At 64.4% G+C, this 14,973-nt stretch carries 17 protein-coding genes; all 17 read left to right on the top strand.

All coding sequences use genetic code 11. The features are described 5' to 3' along the window. Positions 1-684 (top strand): 7-cyano-7-deazaguanine synthase QueC, encoded by a 684-nt coding sequence (gene queC / locus MITSMUL_RS00185; RefSeq protein ID WP_040635169.1) that lies wholly within the window; start codon positions 1-3, stop codon positions 682-684. After that, entirely contained in the window at positions 684-1,472 is a 789-nt protein-coding gene (gene folE2, locus MITSMUL_RS00190) for a GTP cyclohydrolase FolE2 (RefSeq protein WP_005838835.1), read from the top strand. The genes queC and folE2 overlap by 1 nt, the downstream gene beginning before the upstream one ends. A gap of 35 nt (positions 1,473-1,507) precedes the next feature. Next, entirely contained in the window at positions 1,508-2,494 is a 987-nt protein-coding gene (locus MITSMUL_RS00195; RefSeq protein WP_005838837.1) for a lysylphosphatidylglycerol synthase transmembrane domain-containing protein, read from the top strand. Positions 2,495-2,504: 10 nt separating this feature from the next. After that, positions 2,505-3,614 (top strand): cobalt-precorrin-5B (C(1))-methyltransferase CbiD, encoded by a 1,110-nt coding sequence (gene cbiD / locus MITSMUL_RS00200; protein WP_005838839.1) that lies wholly within the window; start codon positions 2,505-2,507, stop codon positions 3,612-3,614. Next, positions 3,607-4,266 carry a precorrin-6y C5,15-methyltransferase (decarboxylating) subunit CbiE gene (cbiE, locus tag MITSMUL_RS00205; RefSeq protein WP_005838841.1) on the top strand — a complete coding sequence of 220 codons (660 nt, stop codon included), beginning with the start codon at positions 3,607-3,609 and terminating at the stop codon, positions 4,264-4,266. Before cbiD ends, cbiE begins: the two co-directional genes overlap by 8 nt. Continuing rightward, on the top strand, positions 4,263-4,841 hold the full coding sequence (cbiT, locus tag MITSMUL_RS00210) for a precorrin-6Y C5,15-methyltransferase (decarboxylating) subunit CbiT (RefSeq protein ID WP_040635663.1): 579 nt from the start codon (positions 4,263-4,265) through the stop codon (positions 4,839-4,841). Before cbiE ends, cbiT begins: the two co-directional genes overlap by 4 nt. A 3-nt stretch (positions 4,842-4,844) precedes the next feature. Continuing rightward, positions 4,845-5,600 (top strand): precorrin-4 C(11)-methyltransferase, encoded by a 756-nt coding sequence (cobM, locus tag MITSMUL_RS00215; protein ID WP_005838845.1) that lies wholly within the window; start codon positions 4,845-4,847, stop codon positions 5,598-5,600. Next, on the top strand, positions 5,597-6,667 hold the full coding sequence (locus tag MITSMUL_RS00220) for a cobalt-precorrin 5A hydrolase (RefSeq protein WP_005838847.1): 1,071 nt from the start codon (positions 5,597-5,599) through the stop codon (positions 6,665-6,667). The genes cobM and MITSMUL_RS00220 overlap by 4 nt, the downstream gene beginning before the upstream one ends. Then, positions 6,649-7,404 (top strand): precorrin-3B C(17)-methyltransferase, encoded by a 756-nt coding sequence (gene cobJ / locus MITSMUL_RS00225; RefSeq protein WP_005838849.1) that lies wholly within the window; start codon positions 6,649-6,651, stop codon positions 7,402-7,404. Before MITSMUL_RS00220 ends, cobJ begins: the two co-directional genes overlap by 19 nt. Continuing rightward, entirely contained in the window at positions 7,401-8,192 is a 792-nt protein-coding gene (cobK, locus tag MITSMUL_RS00230) for a precorrin-6A reductase (RefSeq protein WP_005838851.1), read from the top strand. The genes cobJ and cobK overlap by 4 nt, the downstream gene beginning before the upstream one ends. Next, positions 8,192-8,827, top strand: coding sequence for a precorrin-8X methylmutase (locus MITSMUL_RS00235; protein WP_040635172.1), 636 nt, complete (start codon positions 8,192-8,194; stop codon positions 8,825-8,827). Before cobK ends, MITSMUL_RS00235 begins: the two co-directional genes overlap by 1 nt. A 65-nt stretch (positions 8,828-8,892) precedes the next feature. Then, a complete protein-coding gene (locus tag MITSMUL_RS00240; protein WP_040635173.1) occupies positions 8,893-10,248 on the top strand; it encodes a cobyrinic acid a,c-diamide synthase CobB in 1,356 nt (451 codons plus the stop codon). Continuing rightward, the gene (gene cobU, locus MITSMUL_RS00245) at positions 10,236-10,781 is read left to right on the top strand and encodes a bifunctional adenosylcobinamide kinase/adenosylcobinamide-phosphate guanylyltransferase (protein ID WP_005838857.1); all 546 of its coding nucleotides are present in this window, start codon (positions 10,236-10,238) and stop codon (positions 10,779-10,781) included. The genes MITSMUL_RS00240 and cobU overlap by 13 nt, the downstream gene beginning before the upstream one ends. 48 nt (positions 10,782-10,829) lie before the next feature. Further along, positions 10,830-12,368, top strand: a complete 1,539-nt coding sequence (locus tag MITSMUL_RS00250) for a cobyric acid synthase (protein ID WP_005838859.1) — start codon at positions 10,830-10,832, stop codon at positions 12,366-12,368. Then, a complete protein-coding gene (gene cbiB, locus MITSMUL_RS00255) occupies positions 12,365-13,315 on the top strand; it encodes an adenosylcobinamide-phosphate synthase CbiB (RefSeq protein WP_005838861.1) in 951 nt (316 codons plus the stop codon). The genes MITSMUL_RS00250 and cbiB overlap by 4 nt, the downstream gene beginning before the upstream one ends. A 12-nt stretch (positions 13,316-13,327) precedes the next feature. Beyond that, positions 13,328-14,104, top strand: coding sequence for an adenosylcobinamide-GDP ribazoletransferase (cobS, locus tag MITSMUL_RS00260; protein ID WP_005838863.1), 777 nt, complete (start codon positions 13,328-13,330; stop codon positions 14,102-14,104). A gap of 4 nt (positions 14,105-14,108) precedes the next feature. Then, positions 14,109-14,963: a GHMP family kinase ATP-binding protein gene (locus MITSMUL_RS00265; RefSeq protein ID WP_005838865.1), complete on the top strand. Its 855-nt coding sequence runs from the start codon at positions 14,109-14,111 to the stop codon at positions 14,961-14,963. Positions 14,964-14,973: the final 10 nt, after the last annotated feature.

Below are 14,973 nucleotides of genomic sequence, written 5' to 3' on the forward strand. Positions count from 1 at the left end.
ATGGAAAAAGCAGTCGTTTTACTTTCAGGCGGCCTTGACAGCTGCACGTGCATGGCCGTGGCCAAGAGCAAGGGCTACGACGTCTACCCGATCAGCTTCAACTACCACCAGCGCCACAGCATCGAGCTCGAGGGCGCGAAGAAGATTGCCTCATACTACGGCGTCAAGAAGCACCTGATCATCGAGACGAATATGGAGGCCATCGGTGGCTCCGCACTGACGGATGAGAAGATCGAGGTGCCGGAGGGCGATGTCAACCGCCATTCGGTGCCGCCGACGTATGTGCCGGCGCGCAACCTGATCTTCCTCTCGTACGCGATGGGCTACGCCGAGGTGCTCGGTGCCACGCACGTCTACATCGGCGTCAATTCCGTCGACTACTCGGGCTATCCGGACTGCCGTCCAGAATTCATCGAGAAATTCCAGGCCCTCGCCGACTACGCGACGACGGCGACGGCTGTCAAGGGCCAGAAGATCACGATTGAGACGCCGCTGCAGGACCTCTCCAAGAAGGACATCGTGCTGCTCGGCACGAAGCTCGGCGCGCCGTTCCAGTTCACGCACAGCTGCTACAAGGGCGGCGAGAAGGCCTGCGGCATCTGCGACAGCTGCAAGCTGCGCCTGCGCGGCTTTGCTGAGGCCGGTGTCGAGGACCCCATCGCCTACGAGACGAGGGAAGTCTGATGCGCGACGTACAGAATCAGGCCGATGCGCGCGGCATCGCCATCCAGCGCGTCGGCATCAAGGACGCGCATTTGCCGTTCCTGATCAAGACGAAGGACGGCGGCTTCCAGCAGGTCCTCGCGCGCATCCTCTTCACGGTCGCGCTGCCGATGGAGTACAAGGGCACGCACATGAGCCGCTTCCTCGAGATCCTCATGCCGTGGAGCAAGAAGCCGCTGGCTGAGCCGGAGATGGAGGCCATGCTCGAGGAGGCCCTCGAGCGCCTCGACGCGCAGTCGGCCGAAGTCGAGCTTTCCTTCAAGTACTTCATCGATAAGGAGGCGCCGGTCAGCCGCCGCAAGTCCGTGCTGGACCTCGACTGCTTCTTCCGCGGCACGAAGGTGCGCGGCGAGAAGATGGCGTTCACGCTCGGCGTCGACGTCCCCTTCACCTCGCTCTGCCCGTGCAGCAAGGAGATTTCAGAGTACGGAGCGCACAACCAGCGCTCGGTCTGCCGCACGGCCGTGCGCTTCCGCGAGGGGCAGGAGTGCATCTTCATCGAGGACCTCGCCGCGCTCATCGAGAAGCAAGGGTCTTCGCCCATCTATCCGCTCCTGAAGCGCGAGGATGAGAAGTACGTGACAGAAGCTGCTTATGAGAATCCGAAATTCGTCGAGGACATCCTGCGCGACACGGTCCTCGCGCTGCGCAGCCTGCCGGGCATCGCCTGGTTCTCGATTGAATGTGAGAATTATGAGTCCATCCACAATCACAATGCGTTTGCGGCTCATGAAGAAACCGTCGTCTGAAGATAAGGCGGCACGACAGCTGGATTGGAGTTTTCATGAATAAGTTTTACAAGCGATTCCTTATATTGATTGTCCTGGTGCTTGTGATTTCCGGGACCGTCATCTACACGACGGTGGACATCAATACGCTTAAAAACCTGACTCAGTTCAAGACGTGGTCAATCGCGCTGGCTATCCTTGCCGTGTCTCTCGGGCTGTTCTTTGACGGCAGCCGCCTCATGCATCTCGTCAAGATATCGGACGAGAAGATCACGCTGTACCAGGCCGTACAGGTCGTCTTCGGCAATTACTTCCTCGCACTCTTGACGCCGGGCGCGACGGGCGGCGCGGTCGCACAGCTGATGTTCCTGCGCCATGCGGGCGTGCCGACCGGCAAGGCGGCCGTGCTCGTCATCGTGCGCACGCTGCTGTCCATCCTGTTCCTCGTGCTCTGCATGCCGTTCATCTTCATGCACGATGCGGGCATCGTGCCGGGCATCTCGAACGACACGTTGATGGCCATCACGCTGACGGCCTTCGTTGTCATCATCGCCATCGTCGTGGGCGCAAGGCGCGGCTACCTCGACTACCTGGTCATCCGCATCGCGCGCCATGCGAAGAAGGAGCGGCGTTGCAAGATCATCGCCTTCTACCGCGACACGAAGAGCGCCATCGCGCTCCTCGCGGCTTCGCCGAAGGCGATGCTGCTCGTCTTTGCGGAGTCGGGGCTCAACCTGCTCTGCATCTACGCCATCGTGCCGTGCCTGCTCTTGGGGCTCGGCGTCACGGATGCGGACTGGTACAGCGTCATGGGGCGCATGATCTTCCTCAACATGCTGCTTTACTTCACGCCGACGCCGGGCGGCTCGGGCATTGCGGAGGGCGGCTTCGTGCTGCTGTTCAGCGATACGGTGCCTGCCGGTACCGTCGGCATCGTCGCAGTCTGCTGGCGCCTCATCGCCGAGTACATCCCGTTCCTCATCGGTCTCTACTACACGCTGACGGTCTTTGGGCGCGACTTCCTCAACCGTCAGCTGCGCTGAGGTGACGCGCATGAGAAGCGGTTATACGACTGGGGCCTGTGCGGCGGCGGGGGTCAAGGCGGCCCTGCTCTTTGAAGCGGGGAAAAACTGGCAGACCGTCACGCTCACGGCCCTCGACGGCACGGAGCTCACGATTCCCGTCAAGGCGGTCGCGCGGACGGAGGCGGGCATCTGCGCAGAGGTCGTCAAGTTCTCGGGCGACGACCCCGACATCACGGACGGCGTCTCCGTCTTCACGACGGTGCGCCACGTGGCGGGCGGCGCGATGACCTTCGCGGCTGGCGAGGGCATCGGCACGGTGACAAAGCCGGGGCTCTCGGTCCCCGTCGGCGAGCCCTCCATCAATCCCGGCCCGCGCGAGCTCATGCGCCGCGCGGCGTGCGAAACCATCGGCACGAGCGACGGCCTGCACGTCACAATCGCCATCCCTGCGGGGAAACAGCTGGCCGAGAAGACGCTGAACCCCGTCCTCGGCGTCAAGGGCGGCATCTCCGTCATCGGCACGACCGGCGTGCTGCGGCCCATGTCGGAGGAGGGGTTCAAGAACTCGCTCGTGCCGCAGATCGACGTCGCGCGCGCCGATGGTGCCGAGGAGCTCGTCTTCGTGCCGGGCAAGATCGGCGAGAACCTGGCGAAGGCGTGGGGCCTGCCGCAAAAGCTTCTTGTACAGACGAGCAACTTCATCGGCTTCATGCTCGAGAAGGCAGCAGAGCGCGGCATCAAGCGCGTCCTGCTCTTTGGCCACATCGGCAAGCTCTGTAAGGTCGCGGCCGGCGTTTTCTACACGCACAACCGCATCGCGGACGCGCGGCTCGAGACGATTGCCGCCTATGCGGCGGCCGCGGGGCTCAGCACCGCGGGCACGCGCCGCGTCCTCGCGAGCAATGCGACAGAGGAAGCACTGACTGTCCTGCGCGAAGCGGGGCTCGAGCAGGCGGTCTGCACGAGCATCGCCGAGCGCGCGGGCCTGCGCGCCGAGCGCTATCTGTTCGGCAAGATGAAGGTCGGCGTCGTCATGGTGACATTGCAGGGCAGGCTGCTCGGCATGAACGAAGTGGCGCGTGAGATCGGGGAGGCGTATCACTGGCGTCTGCCAGAACAGGAGAGGGAACATGAATGAGATCATCGTGGCCGGCATCGGGCCGGGCCATCCCGACTACATGCTGCCGGCGGCCGCACGGGCCATCCGCGAGGCCGAAGTCCTCGTGGGCGGGCGGCGCGCTCTTTCGCAGTTTGCGCGCGAGGGCCAGCGGACGATGGCGGTGACGGGTGACATCGCTGCGGTCATGCAGTTCATCCGTGAGGCGCTCGCAACGTCATCCGTCGTGGTGATGGTCTCGGGCGATCCGGGATACTACTCGCTGCTCGACGCCCTGCGCCGCCACTTCTCAACCGCATGCATCCGCGTGATTCCGGGGCTCAGCGCCATGCAGCTGGCCTTCGCGCGGCTCGCTCTGCCGTGGCACGAGGCACGCCTGCTGTCGTTCCACGGCAGGAAGCCGGCGGCGGAGCGCCTCGCGTACCAGAGCGGTAGCGTGCTTGGCATGCTGACCGACAGGACATTCACATCAAAGACCATACCGGCCGTATTGCTCGCGAACGGCTGGCCGCCAGAGACGCGCCTCTTCATCTGTGCGCGTCTTTCTTATGAGGACGAGCGCATTGAAGAGACGACGCTGGCGGAGGCTCCGGCGCTGCCGGAGACGGGCAGCTGTATCCTGATTGCAGTCGACGCGAAAATGGAAGAAGGCGAGGGAGGGGGATGGCAATGAAGCTGGGACTCAGCGATGAGGCATTCATCCGCGGCAAGGCGCCGATGACGAAGCAGGAGATCCGCATCCTGACGCTCGTCAAGGCTCATATTGAAGCCGATGCTATCATCTACGACATCGGCGCGGGGACGGGCTCGCTGTCAATCGAGGCGGCGCGTCTCGCGCCAGCGGGCCATGTCTACGCCATCGAGCGCAAGAAAGAGGCAGTCGCGCTCATCGAGGCGAACGGCGCGCACTTCGGCCTGCGGAACCTCTCCATCATCGAAGCGGAGGCGCCAGAGGGCATAGAGGCGCTCCCCGCTGCTGACGTCATCCTGATCGGCGGCAGCGGCGGTCATCTTGAGGCGATACTCGACTGCGCGGCGAGAAAGCTGCGCAGGGGCGGCCGCCTCGTACTCAACTGCATCACGGTGCAGACACTCGCGGCAGCGCTCTCGTACCTGCACGCGCATGTGGACCTCTACCGCTACGAGACCATCCAGGTGCAGGTCAGCCGCCTGCGCCGCGTGGGCCCCTACGACATGGCCGAGGCACAGAATCCCATCTACATCATCACATGCACGAAGGAGGCATAGTTCATGGTACACATCGTTGGCGCGGGCCCTGGCGACCCGGAACTCATCACGGTCAAGGGCAGGCGCTATCTCGAGGAGGCCGACGTCGTCATCTACGCGGGATCGCTCGTCAATCCGGCGCTGCTCGCGGTCTGCCGTGAGGATGCCGTCATCCACAATTCGGCGAAGATGACGCTCGACGAGGTCATCGCAGTCATCGAAGAGGCTGAGGCAGCCGGCAAGATGACGGTGCGCCTGCACACGGGTGACCCCGCCATCTACGGGGCCATCCAGGAGCAGATGGATGCGATGGCGAAGAAGGGCATCGCCTACGACGTCGTGCCGGGCGTCAGTTCGTTTCTCGCAGCAGCCGCTGCGTTGCGCCAGGAGTACACACTGCCCGGTATCTCGCAGACGGTCATCATCACGCGGCAGCCGGGGCGCACGCCCGTGCCGGAGCGCGAACAGCTCCGCGCGCTCGCCGCGCATCAGTCGACGATGTGCATCTTCCTCTCCATCACGATGCTCGAGACGGTCGTCGCTGAATTGATCGCGGGCGGCTATGCAGAGGACACGCCAATCGCCATCGTGCAGAAGGCCTCGTGGCCCGAGCAGAAGATCGTGCGCGGCACGCTCGCGACGATCGTCGCCAAGGTGGAAGGGGCGCAGATCGACCGCACGGCGATGATCGTCGTCAGCCACTGCCTCGGGGCGGATTACGAGCTCTCGCGCCTCTACGCGCCAGAGTTCTCGCACATGTTCCGCAAGGCGAGCCGATGAGGACGGCCGTCTTTGCGCTGACCGAGGCGGGCGCGCAACTGGCAAGGCGGGTCGGCGGCGCTCTCGGCGATCAGGCGACGCTCTTCGTCAGCAGCCGCCATGCCACCCTTGGGGTGCAGACCTTCGGACGCCTGCGCGAAGCGGTGCAGGAGAACTTCCACCGCTACGACGCGCTCGTCTTCATCATGGCGGCGGGCATCGCCGTGCGCAGCATCGCGCCATATCTCGTGAGCAAGCTCGAGGACCCGGCGGTCGTCGTGCTCGACGAGCAGGGCCGCCACGTCATCAGCCTGCTATCCGGTCATGTCGGCGGCGCGAACCGCCTGACGCGCGCGCTGGCGGCCGCCCTCGGCGCGGAGCCCGTCATCACGACGGCGACGGACGTCGAGGGCCTTGTGGCGCCCGACGCATTGGCGGCGGAGCTCGGGCTCTTCCCCGAGTCGCACGCGGCCATCCTCGCCATCAACAGCGCTCTGCTTCGCGGTGAATCCATCTCGTATTACGTGGACCCCGCCTGTGCGCTGGCTTCGTTCTATCGAGAAGAACTCGCGCGGCGCGGTCTGACGGTGCGCGGGATGGCAGAGCGGGAGCGCGAAACGGGGCCACAGGTCATCATCAGCGCCGCGTGCACGGAGGCGCGGGCGGGGCGCCTCTTCCTGCGCCCGATGGCACTGCGCGCGGGCGTCGGTTGCCGCAGGGGAACGCCGAAAGAAGTTATCCTTGCAGCACTAAAAGAAGCGGCAGCGCGCATCGGCATGCCGATGGAAGCGATCACCTCGCTCGGCTCCACTGTGTTCAAGCGGGAGGAGCGGGGCCTTCACGAGGCGGCGGCAGAGCTTCGCCGCCCGCTGTATTTCTATGAAAATAATGCGCTCCAGCGCATCATCGAGCAGTACGGCCTTAGAGAATCGGACTTCGTCCGGCAGACGATTGGCATCGGCAACGTCTGTGAGGCAGCGGCGCTGGCCGCAGGAGGAGGGCGCATGGCGCTCGGCAAGACAAGATTTGAGAAAGTGACGGTGGCACTCGTATGGCAGCAAAGACAGAAATGGCAGGAATCACAGTAGTCGGCATCGGCCCGGGCAGTCTGCTCGACATGACGCCGCGGGCGCGCGCCGCAATCGAGCATGCGGAGGTCGTCGCGGGCTACACGACCTACATCCGCCTGATTGAGCCGCTTCTCGCGGACAAGGAGGTCATCGGCACGGGCATGATGCACGAGATCGACCGCTGCCGCATGGCCGTCGAGGCCGCGGCATCTGGCAAAGAGACTGTCGTCGTCTCGAGCGGCGACGCCGGCGTCTACGGCATGGCCGGCCTCGTGCTCGAACTCGTGCTGCAGCGAGAGGTGGCGGAGCGCCCACATTTTGGCGGCGTGATCGCCGGTGTCTCGGCCGTCAATGCAGCGGCCTCCATCCTCGGCGCCCCACTCATGCACGACTTCGCAGTCATCAGCCTCTCAGACCTGCTGACGCCTTGGGAGACCATCTGCAAGCGTGCGGAGATGGCGGCGGCCGGCGACTTCGTCATCGCGCTCTACAACCCGAAGAGCAAGAAGCGCGTGCAGCACATCGAGGAGATCCGTCGCATCGCCTTGAAGTACCGAGATCCGGAGACGCCGGTCGGCATCGTGACGGCGGCGAGCCGCGCGGAGCAGGCGAAGACCATCTCGACGCTTGCGGACTTCACGAAGGAGACGATCAACATGTTCTCGCTCGTCATCATCGGCAATTCGCAGACGTATGTCAAAGAGGGCTGGATGCTGACGCCGCGCGGTTACGGCAAGAAGGAGAGCGGCCTATGATCTTCGTCGCAGCGGGCACGCAGGACGGGCGCGAGCTCACGGGGCTCCTGCTCGATGCGGGATACAAGGTGACAGCCTCCGTCGTCAGCCATTATGGCGAGCATCTGCTCGAGCGTTGCGGCAGCGAGAGACTGACCATCAACGACAAGCCGCTTGACCGCGAGGCGCTGGAAACGTACCTGCGCGGACATCGGGCAACCTGCTTCGTCGATGCGAGCCACCCCTATGCCGTGCACGTCTCGGAGAATGCGATGGCGGCCTGCCAGGCGCTCGGCATCCCGTACCTGCGCTACGAGCGCTCGCTGACGGATCTAAGCGCGGAGACTGCCGCCAAGATCATCTGCGTCCACTCGTACGAGGAGGCGGCTGAGGCGGCCGCAAAATGCGGCAAGGTCGTTTTCCTGACGACGGGCAGCCGCAACCTGCAGCGCTTCACGGAGTCGAAGGCGCTTGCGGACTGCACGCTCATCGCGCGTGTCTTGCCGACAGCTGAGGTCCTCTTGCTCTGCGAGAAGCTCGGCCTTTCGCCGAAGCAGGTCGTCGCCATGCAGGGCCCGTTCTCGAAGGAACTCAACTATGAGATGTTCCGGCAGTGCCGCGCAGATGTCATCGTGACGAAGAACAGCGGCACGATTGGTGGGACGGATACGAAGATTGCGGCTGCCGCAGCGCTCGGCATCCCCGTCATCATCATCGACCGCCCTGTCCTTCCGTACGACCATCTCGTGCACACGTATGAAGAAGTTCTGGCATTTGTAGAAACGATAGAGAATCGGGAGGATTCATGATGGAGTTTATCAAGCAGCCGATGGCAATCGAGCACCGCAGCATGGAGCTCATTGCGCCGTACCTTGCGGGACTCTCGCTGAGCGAAGCGGAGAAGAAGGTCTACTCGCGCATCATCCATGCGGCTGGCGATGTCGAATACGCGCCGATCATCCGCATCTCTGAGACGGCCGTGGCGGCGGGCCTCGCCGCCCTGCGCGGCGGCGCGGACATCTACACGGATGTCGAGATGGTCCGCACGGGCATCAACAAGCGCAAGCTCGCCTCGTTTGGCGGCACGGTCCACTGTAGGATAGCGGACTCTGAGATCGCGGCGCGCGCCAAGGCGGAGGGCGTGACGCGCTCGCTTATGGCCATGCGCAGTTTCGGCGCGGCGCTGACGGGCAGCGTCATCGCCATCGGCAATGCGCCGACGGCGCTCTTTGAGGTCCTGCGGCTCGTCCGCGAGGAAGGCGTGCGGCCGGCCTGCATCGTCGGCATCCCCGTCGGCTTCGTCGGCGCGGCCGACTCCAAGAAGGAGCTGGCTGAGAATGGCCTCGTCCCGTACATCACGGTCGAGGGCACGAAAGGCGGCAGCCCGATTGCCGCCGCTGCCGTCAATGCGATGCTCTACGAGATTGACGACAGCCGCGACTGAGCTCATTGTGTAAGATTCACTAAATGCACGGACATGACATTCAGATATTCAACAGGAGGTTTACCATGCGCTATTCGATTCCACGCTTAGTGATTGCGGCGACGCAGTCCGGTTCTGGCAAGACGACGATTGCGACGGGGCTGCTGTCGGCCCTGCGCGAGCAGGGCATCGCGGTCCAGTCCTTCAAGGTCGGCCCCGACTACATCGACCCCGGCTACCACACGATGGCCAGCGGCCGCCCCGCACACAATCTCGACAGCTGGCTCGTGCCAGAGCAGGTGCTGCCGGAGCTCTTCACGAGGACGATGGAGGGGTCGGATATCGCCGTCATCGAGGGCGTCATGGGCCTCTACGACGGCGGGCGCGAGGGCGTGAGCTCGACGGCTGCCATCGCCAAGCTGCTCAAGGCACCTGTCGTGCTCGTCCTCGATGTCAAGTCGATGGGCGCTTCGGCCGCGGCGATTGCCTGCGGGTTCCGCGATTACGACCCGGAGGTCAACCTGGCCGGCGTCATCCTCAACCGGCTCGGCTCGGCGACGCATGAGGAGATGATCCGCCGCGCCATGAAGGATGCGGGCATCCGCGTGCTCGGTGCGCTGCGCCGCGACGATTCGCTCAAGATGCCGGAGCGCCATCTCGGCCTCGTGCCCGTAGCCGAGAACGAGGGCGAGCGCCAGGCCATCGAGGCGATGGGCACAGCCGTCGCCAAGTCGCTTGACATCGAGGCCATCCTGCACCTGGCCTGCCTGGCGCCGGAGCTCGAAGTCGCGATGCCAGAGCGCAAGATGCAGCCGAGGCGCTGCCGCATCGGCATCGCGCGCGACGAGGCCTTCTCCTTCTACTACACGGCGAGCCTCGCCATCCTCGCGCACTGCGGCGCCGAGCTCGTGCCGTTCAGCCCGCTGCACGACGCGGAGCTGCCGGAAGTCGACGGCCTCTTCATCGGCGGCGGCTTCCCCGAGATGTTCGCCGCGAAGCTCGAGGCCAATGAGACGATGCGACGCTCCATCCGCGAGGCTGCCGAGAAGGGCATGCCGATCTATGCGGAGTGCGGCGGCTACATGTACCTACTGCAGTCCCTCAAGGACTTCGCGGGTAGGGAATACGCGATGTGCGGCGCCCTGTCCGGTCGGGCCGCGATGACCGAGAAGCTCCAGATGGTCGGCTACGTCGAGGCGGAGCTCCTAGAGGACACAGTGCTCGGCAAGGCCGGCACGAAGCTGCGCGGCCACGAGTTCCACTTCTCGCAGGATGAGGCAGAAAGAGAGAGCCCCTTCCGCTTCAAAAAACTGCGCACGGGTGAATGCTATGAGGCGGGAGAAAGTCGCAAGAACGTGCTCGGCAGCTATCTGCACCTGCACTTCGCCGGCTGCCCCGAGGCGGCGCACTTCGTGGAGGCCTGCAGCGCATGGGCAAGATGATCCTCGTCACGGGCGGCGCGCGCAGCGGCAAGTCCGCCTTTGCCGAAAAGCTGGCCAGAGAGAGCGGTGGCAAGGTGGCCTACATCGCGACGGCAGAAGTCTGGGACGCGGAGATGGAGCACCGCATCGCCTTACACCGCAGCCGCAGGCCTTCCGACTGGCAGACGTACGAGGCACCGCGCGAAGCGGCGAAGGTCATCCGCGAGGCGGGGCAGGAGCACGGCACCATCCTCTTCGACTGCGTGACCATCTACCTCAGCAACCTGCTCTGCCGCAAGGCGGAGCCGTATGACGAAGCGCAGTTGGCCGCGCTCGTGCAGGGCGCGATGGCATCACTGATTGAGGCTGTGCAGGGACTGCCGGAGGAGACGGCAGTCCTCTTCGTGACGAATGAGGTCGGGGCCGGCATCGTGCCGGAGAACCGCCTCGCGCGCCTCTACCGCGACCTTGCGGGCCTCGCGAACCAGCAACTCGCTGCAGCTGCCGATGCGGTCTACGCCGTGCTCTGCGGCATCCCGCTGCGCATCAAGTAATCGTTTCAGAGAGATCAGAGAGAAAGGGGCAATACCTTGGAATCCATTATGCTCATGGGCACGAGCTCCCATGTCGGCAAGAGCATCCTGACGACGGCGCTCTGCCGCATCTTCTACCGCGAGGGGCAGCGCGTCGTGCCGTTCAAGGCGCAGAACATGGCGCTCAATTCGTACGTCACGAAGGACGGCCTTGAGATGGGCCGTGCGCAGGTCGCGCAGGCGGAGGCGGCGGGCCTTGAGCCGATGGTGGACATGAATCCCGTGCTCTTGAAGCCGACGGGCAATTCCCGCTCACAGGTCATCCTCGCGGGCCGTCCCATCGGGAACATGAGCGCGCGCGAGTACCACGCCGGCTATTCCCTCGAGGCATTCGCAGAGGTCAAGGCGGCCCTGCAGCGCCTGCAGCAGCAGTTTGACACGCTCGTCGTCGAGGGGGCTGGCAGTCCGGCCGAGGTCAACCTCAAATCGCACGACATCGTCAACATGCGCGTGGCCAAGTACCTGCATGCGCCGGTGCTGCTCATCGCAGACATCGACCGCGGCGGTGCGCTGGCCTCGCTCGTCGGCACGTTGGAGCTCCTTGACGAGGAGGAGCGCGCGCTCGTCAAGGGTCTCGTTATCAACAAGTTCCGCGGCGATGTCTCGCTCTTCACGCCGGCCGTCGACTTCCTCGAAGCGAAGACGGGCAAGCCGGTGCTCGGCATCGTGCCCTACATCGAGGAGATGGGCATCGACGACGAGGACTCTGTCTCTCTCGAAGAACGGGATGAGAAACAGGAGAAGCGGGCGGACATCCGCATCGCCGTCATCGAGCTGCCGAAGCTCTCGAACTTCACGGATTTCGATGCGCTTGCCGACGAGCCCGATGTCGAAGTCACCTATGTGCGCCGTCCGTTGGAACTCGGCAGCCCCGACCTCATCATCCTGCCCGGCTCGAAGAATACGACGGAGGACCTGCTCTTCCTGTGCGAGTCTGGCCTAGAGAGAGCCATCCGCACGTGCGTCGAGAATGGCACGCCGCTCGTCGGCATCTGCGGCGGCTACCAGATGCTCGGCGAAGAGATTGCAGACCCGCATCACGTGGAGTCGGAGCACGGCGCAGTCAAGGGACTCGGCTACCTGCCGATGAAGACCACATTTGCAGAGACAAAGCACACGCGCCAGGTCACAGCCGACTGCCCCGGCATGGAGTTCTTCGGCTGCACGCTGCTCGGCAGAGGACTCAAGGGCTATGAGATCCACATGGGGGAGACGAAATTCTCCGCACCCGTGCGCCATCCCTTCTACATCCATGCGGCCAAGGGTGAGCCGAGCCGCTGGGACGGCGCCTTGCGCGAAGATGGACTCGTCTTCGGCACCTACATCCACGGCCTCTTCGACGATGACGCCTTCCGCCGCCAGCTCATCAACACCTTGCGCATCCACAAGGGACTCCGGCCGCTCGCCATCCAGCGCAACCGCAACCAGGCGAAAGAGCGTGCCTACGAGCATCTGGCCGATGTCGTCGAGCGCGCCCTCGACATGGAGAAGCTCAAGGCCATCATGGCGGAGATGGCAGAAGAGCGCAGAGAGGAGGAGCGCGTATGAATATTGCGATCTTTGCCTTTATCATCGATACAATCATCGGCGACCCGCGCTCGCGTTTCCATCCCGTCGTGCTGATCGGCAAGCTCATCTCGTTCTTGGAGCGCATCTACTACCGCGAAGAGGACAGCGACCAGAAGAAATTCTTCTGTGGCGCCATTCTCGTACTGCTCGTGCTCTTCATCACCTACGATGTGGCAGCGGGCATCATCTACTTCTCGTACAGCATCCCGTGGGAGTGGGGCACGATGGCCGTCGAGGCGCTGCTGCTCGCCTTCACGATCTCGCCGAAGAGCCTCGCGAAGGCCGGCCGCGGCATCTACGCGCTGCTCTTGACGAATGAACTCGACAAGGCGCGCAAGGCTGTCGGCTGGATCGTCGGCCGCGATACCGCGAAGCTCGACGAGTCGGAGGTCGCGCGCGCGACCGTCGAGACGATTGCGGAGAACACGGTCGACGGCGTCATCGCGCCGCTCTTCTTCTTCATGCTCGGCGGCGTGCCGCTTGCCGTGCTCTACCGTGCGGCCAACACGATGGACTCGATGATCGGCTACAAGAACGAGAAGTACCTTTACTTCGGCAAGGCGGCGGCCAAGCTCGACGATGTGCTCAACTACATCCCCGCGCGCATCACGGCTGTGCTCTTCATCATCGCGGCCTGGCTCTTGGGCTTCGACTCCCGCAATGCTCTGCGCATGATGCGCCGCGATGCGGCCAAGCATCCGAGCCCGAACGGCGGCTACGCCGAAGCGACAGTGGCCGGTGCCCTGCACATCCGCCTCGGCGGCATCAACTCGTACTTCGGCAAGAAAACGTTCCGCGCCTACATGGGCGAGGCCATCGAGCGCACGGCCCCCAAGCACATCATGGAGGCCATCCGCATGATGTACACGGCAACCGTCCTGTTCCTGATCTTTGTCTATGCGCTCTTGAAGTGCATGGGGTATTAAAGGAGACCTAAATTGCGAAGTTTCATCACTGCCCTTCAGTTTCTCACGCGCATCCACCTCGTCAAACAGGAAGACCTGACGGCCGAGGACTTCGGCCGCAGCACGCGCTTCTTCCCACTTGTCGGTGCCGTGCTCGGCTGCCTCTACCTGCTGGCGGCGCTCGCCTGCCTCGCGCTCCTTGGCCTGCCATCGTACACGGCCAAGGCCATCCTCGTCATCCTGCCCATCCTGCTGACGGGCGGCCTCCACTGCGACGGCTTCATGGATGCGGTGGACGGCCTCTTCTCGGGCCGCAGCCGCGAGCGCATGCTCGAGATCATGAAGGACAGCCGCGCGGGCTCGTTCGGCGTCGTGGCCTTCGGCAGCATCCTGCTGCTCGACTGGTCCCTGCTGCTCGACCTGCCGGCGCCCGTCCTGCTCATCGCCGTCTTCGTCATGCCCGTCATCGGGCGCATGGCCATGCTCTTTGCCGTCGCGCACTTCCCTTATGCGCGGCCGAGCGGCATGGGGCAGGCCTTTGCTGAGGCGGCAGATCGCAGGGCCGTCGTCATCGGCCTCGTCACCTCACTCGTCTTCGTCGCGCCCTGGGGCATCGCCGCCATCGCCGCATTGCTCGCGGGGCTTATCTTTGCCTTCGTGTTTGGCCGCTATGCGACTGCGAAGCTCGGCGGCCTCACGGGCGATGTCTACGGCGCCATCGAGCTCATGACGGAGACGCTCGTGCTCATCGTCTTCTTCCTCTTCGCCGTCCTGCCGTTTGACCGCATGGACTGCTTCCTTTGGATGTGATGCGATGAGAGCGACCGATGTGAAGGACGTGACCGTGCGCGTGCCGGGCTCCTGCGGCGAGCTCCTGCAGGGCTGGCACGCGGGAGGGCCGTTTCTCGTGACCTGCCCGATCGCGCGCTATACGACGGTGCGGGCCTCTGTCACGCTGTCGGGGTTCGTCGGCCTCGGCGAGAAATCGCGCCGCGCCCTGCAGCTCTACCTGCGTGGGGCAGACATCGAGAAGCTTCCCTTTGGCATGCGCCTGACGTCGGAACTGCCGCGCGGCAAGGGCATGGCCTCGTCGAGCGCAGACATCGCCGCGGTCCTCGCGGCGGCTTCGCATGCGCTCGGGCAGCCGCTCGCCCCCGAGGCTATCCTGCGGCTCGCCGTGCAGGTCGAGCCGACGGATGCCGTCTTCATGCCGGGCATTGTCTGTCTCAATCAGGTGACGGGCCGCGTGCAGCGGACATACCGCAGTCTTTCCTATCCGCAGCTGACCATCTTCGACACGGGCGGCACGGTCGACACGGCGGCCTGCCATGCAGAGGCCATGGGGCAGGAGGCGCATCCGTGGGAGCCGCTGCTCGCGGCGCTGGCGCAGGGCGAGCGCCGTCTGGCCGAGGCCGCCACGCAGAGCGCGCGCTGGAATCAGGCCATCCTGCCAAAAGACGCGTTCGAGGCGCTGCTGCAAGAGGCGCGCGCCTGCGGAGCGTTGGGCCTCGTCGCCGCGCACAGCGGCACAGTCATCGGCGTCATCTGGCCATCACAGCTGGCGCACGATGCGATAGCGTACCGCTCGGCAAAGCTTGCGCAGCAGTTCCCCGAGCTCGAGTGCCTCGGCATCTCTTTGATGCGCAGCGGCGGCATAGAGATACTATGAAAGGAAGAGA

This window comes from Mitsuokella multacida DSM 20544, from assembly GCF_000155955.1.
Lineage (GTDB): Bacteria > Bacillota > Negativicutes > Selenomonadales > Selenomonadaceae > Mitsuokella > Mitsuokella multacida.

What these genes read in the sequence shown, in the direction of transcription:
- queC (WP_040635169.1), top strand. Translation starts at nt 1, where the DNA reads ATGGAAAAAGCAGTCGTTTTACTTTCAGGCGGCCTTGACAGCTGCACG.
- folE2 (WP_005838835.1), top strand. Translation starts at nt 684, where the DNA reads ATGCGCGACGTACAGAATCAGGCCGATGCGCGCGGCATCGCCATCCAG.
- MITSMUL_RS00195 (WP_005838837.1), top strand. Translation starts at nt 1,508, where the DNA reads ATGAATAAGTTTTACAAGCGATTCCTTATATTGATTGTCCTGGTGCTT.
- cbiD (WP_005838839.1), top strand. Translation starts at nt 2,505, where the DNA reads ATGAGAAGCGGTTATACGACTGGGGCCTGTGCGGCGGCGGGGGTCAAG.
- cbiE (WP_005838841.1), top strand. Translation starts at nt 3,607, where the DNA reads ATGAATGAGATCATCGTGGCCGGCATCGGGCCGGGCCATCCCGACTAC.
- cbiT (WP_040635663.1), top strand. Translation starts at nt 4,263, where the DNA reads ATGAAGCTGGGACTCAGCGATGAGGCATTCATCCGCGGCAAGGCGCCG.
- cobM (WP_005838845.1), top strand. Translation starts at nt 4,845, where the DNA reads ATGGTACACATCGTTGGCGCGGGCCCTGGCGACCCGGAACTCATCACG.
- MITSMUL_RS00220 (WP_005838847.1), top strand. Translation starts at nt 5,597, where the DNA reads ATGAGGACGGCCGTCTTTGCGCTGACCGAGGCGGGCGCGCAACTGGCA.
- cobJ (WP_005838849.1), top strand. Translation starts at nt 6,649, where the DNA reads ATGGCAGGAATCACAGTAGTCGGCATCGGCCCGGGCAGTCTGCTCGAC.
- cobK (WP_005838851.1), top strand. Translation starts at nt 7,401, where the DNA reads ATGATCTTCGTCGCAGCGGGCACGCAGGACGGGCGCGAGCTCACGGGG.
- MITSMUL_RS00235 (WP_040635172.1), top strand. Translation starts at nt 8,192, where the DNA reads ATGGAGTTTATCAAGCAGCCGATGGCAATCGAGCACCGCAGCATGGAG.
- MITSMUL_RS00240 (WP_040635173.1), top strand. Translation starts at nt 8,893, where the DNA reads ATGCGCTATTCGATTCCACGCTTAGTGATTGCGGCGACGCAGTCCGGT.
- cobU (WP_005838857.1), top strand. Translation starts at nt 10,236, where the DNA reads ATGGGCAAGATGATCCTCGTCACGGGCGGCGCGCGCAGCGGCAAGTCC.
- MITSMUL_RS00250 (WP_005838859.1), top strand. Translation starts at nt 10,830, where the DNA reads ATGCTCATGGGCACGAGCTCCCATGTCGGCAAGAGCATCCTGACGACG.
- cbiB (WP_005838861.1), top strand. Translation starts at nt 12,365, where the DNA reads ATGAATATTGCGATCTTTGCCTTTATCATCGATACAATCATCGGCGAC.
- MITSMUL_RS00265 (WP_005838865.1), top strand. Translation starts at nt 14,109, where the DNA reads ATGAGAGCGACCGATGTGAAGGACGTGACCGTGCGCGTGCCGGGCTCC.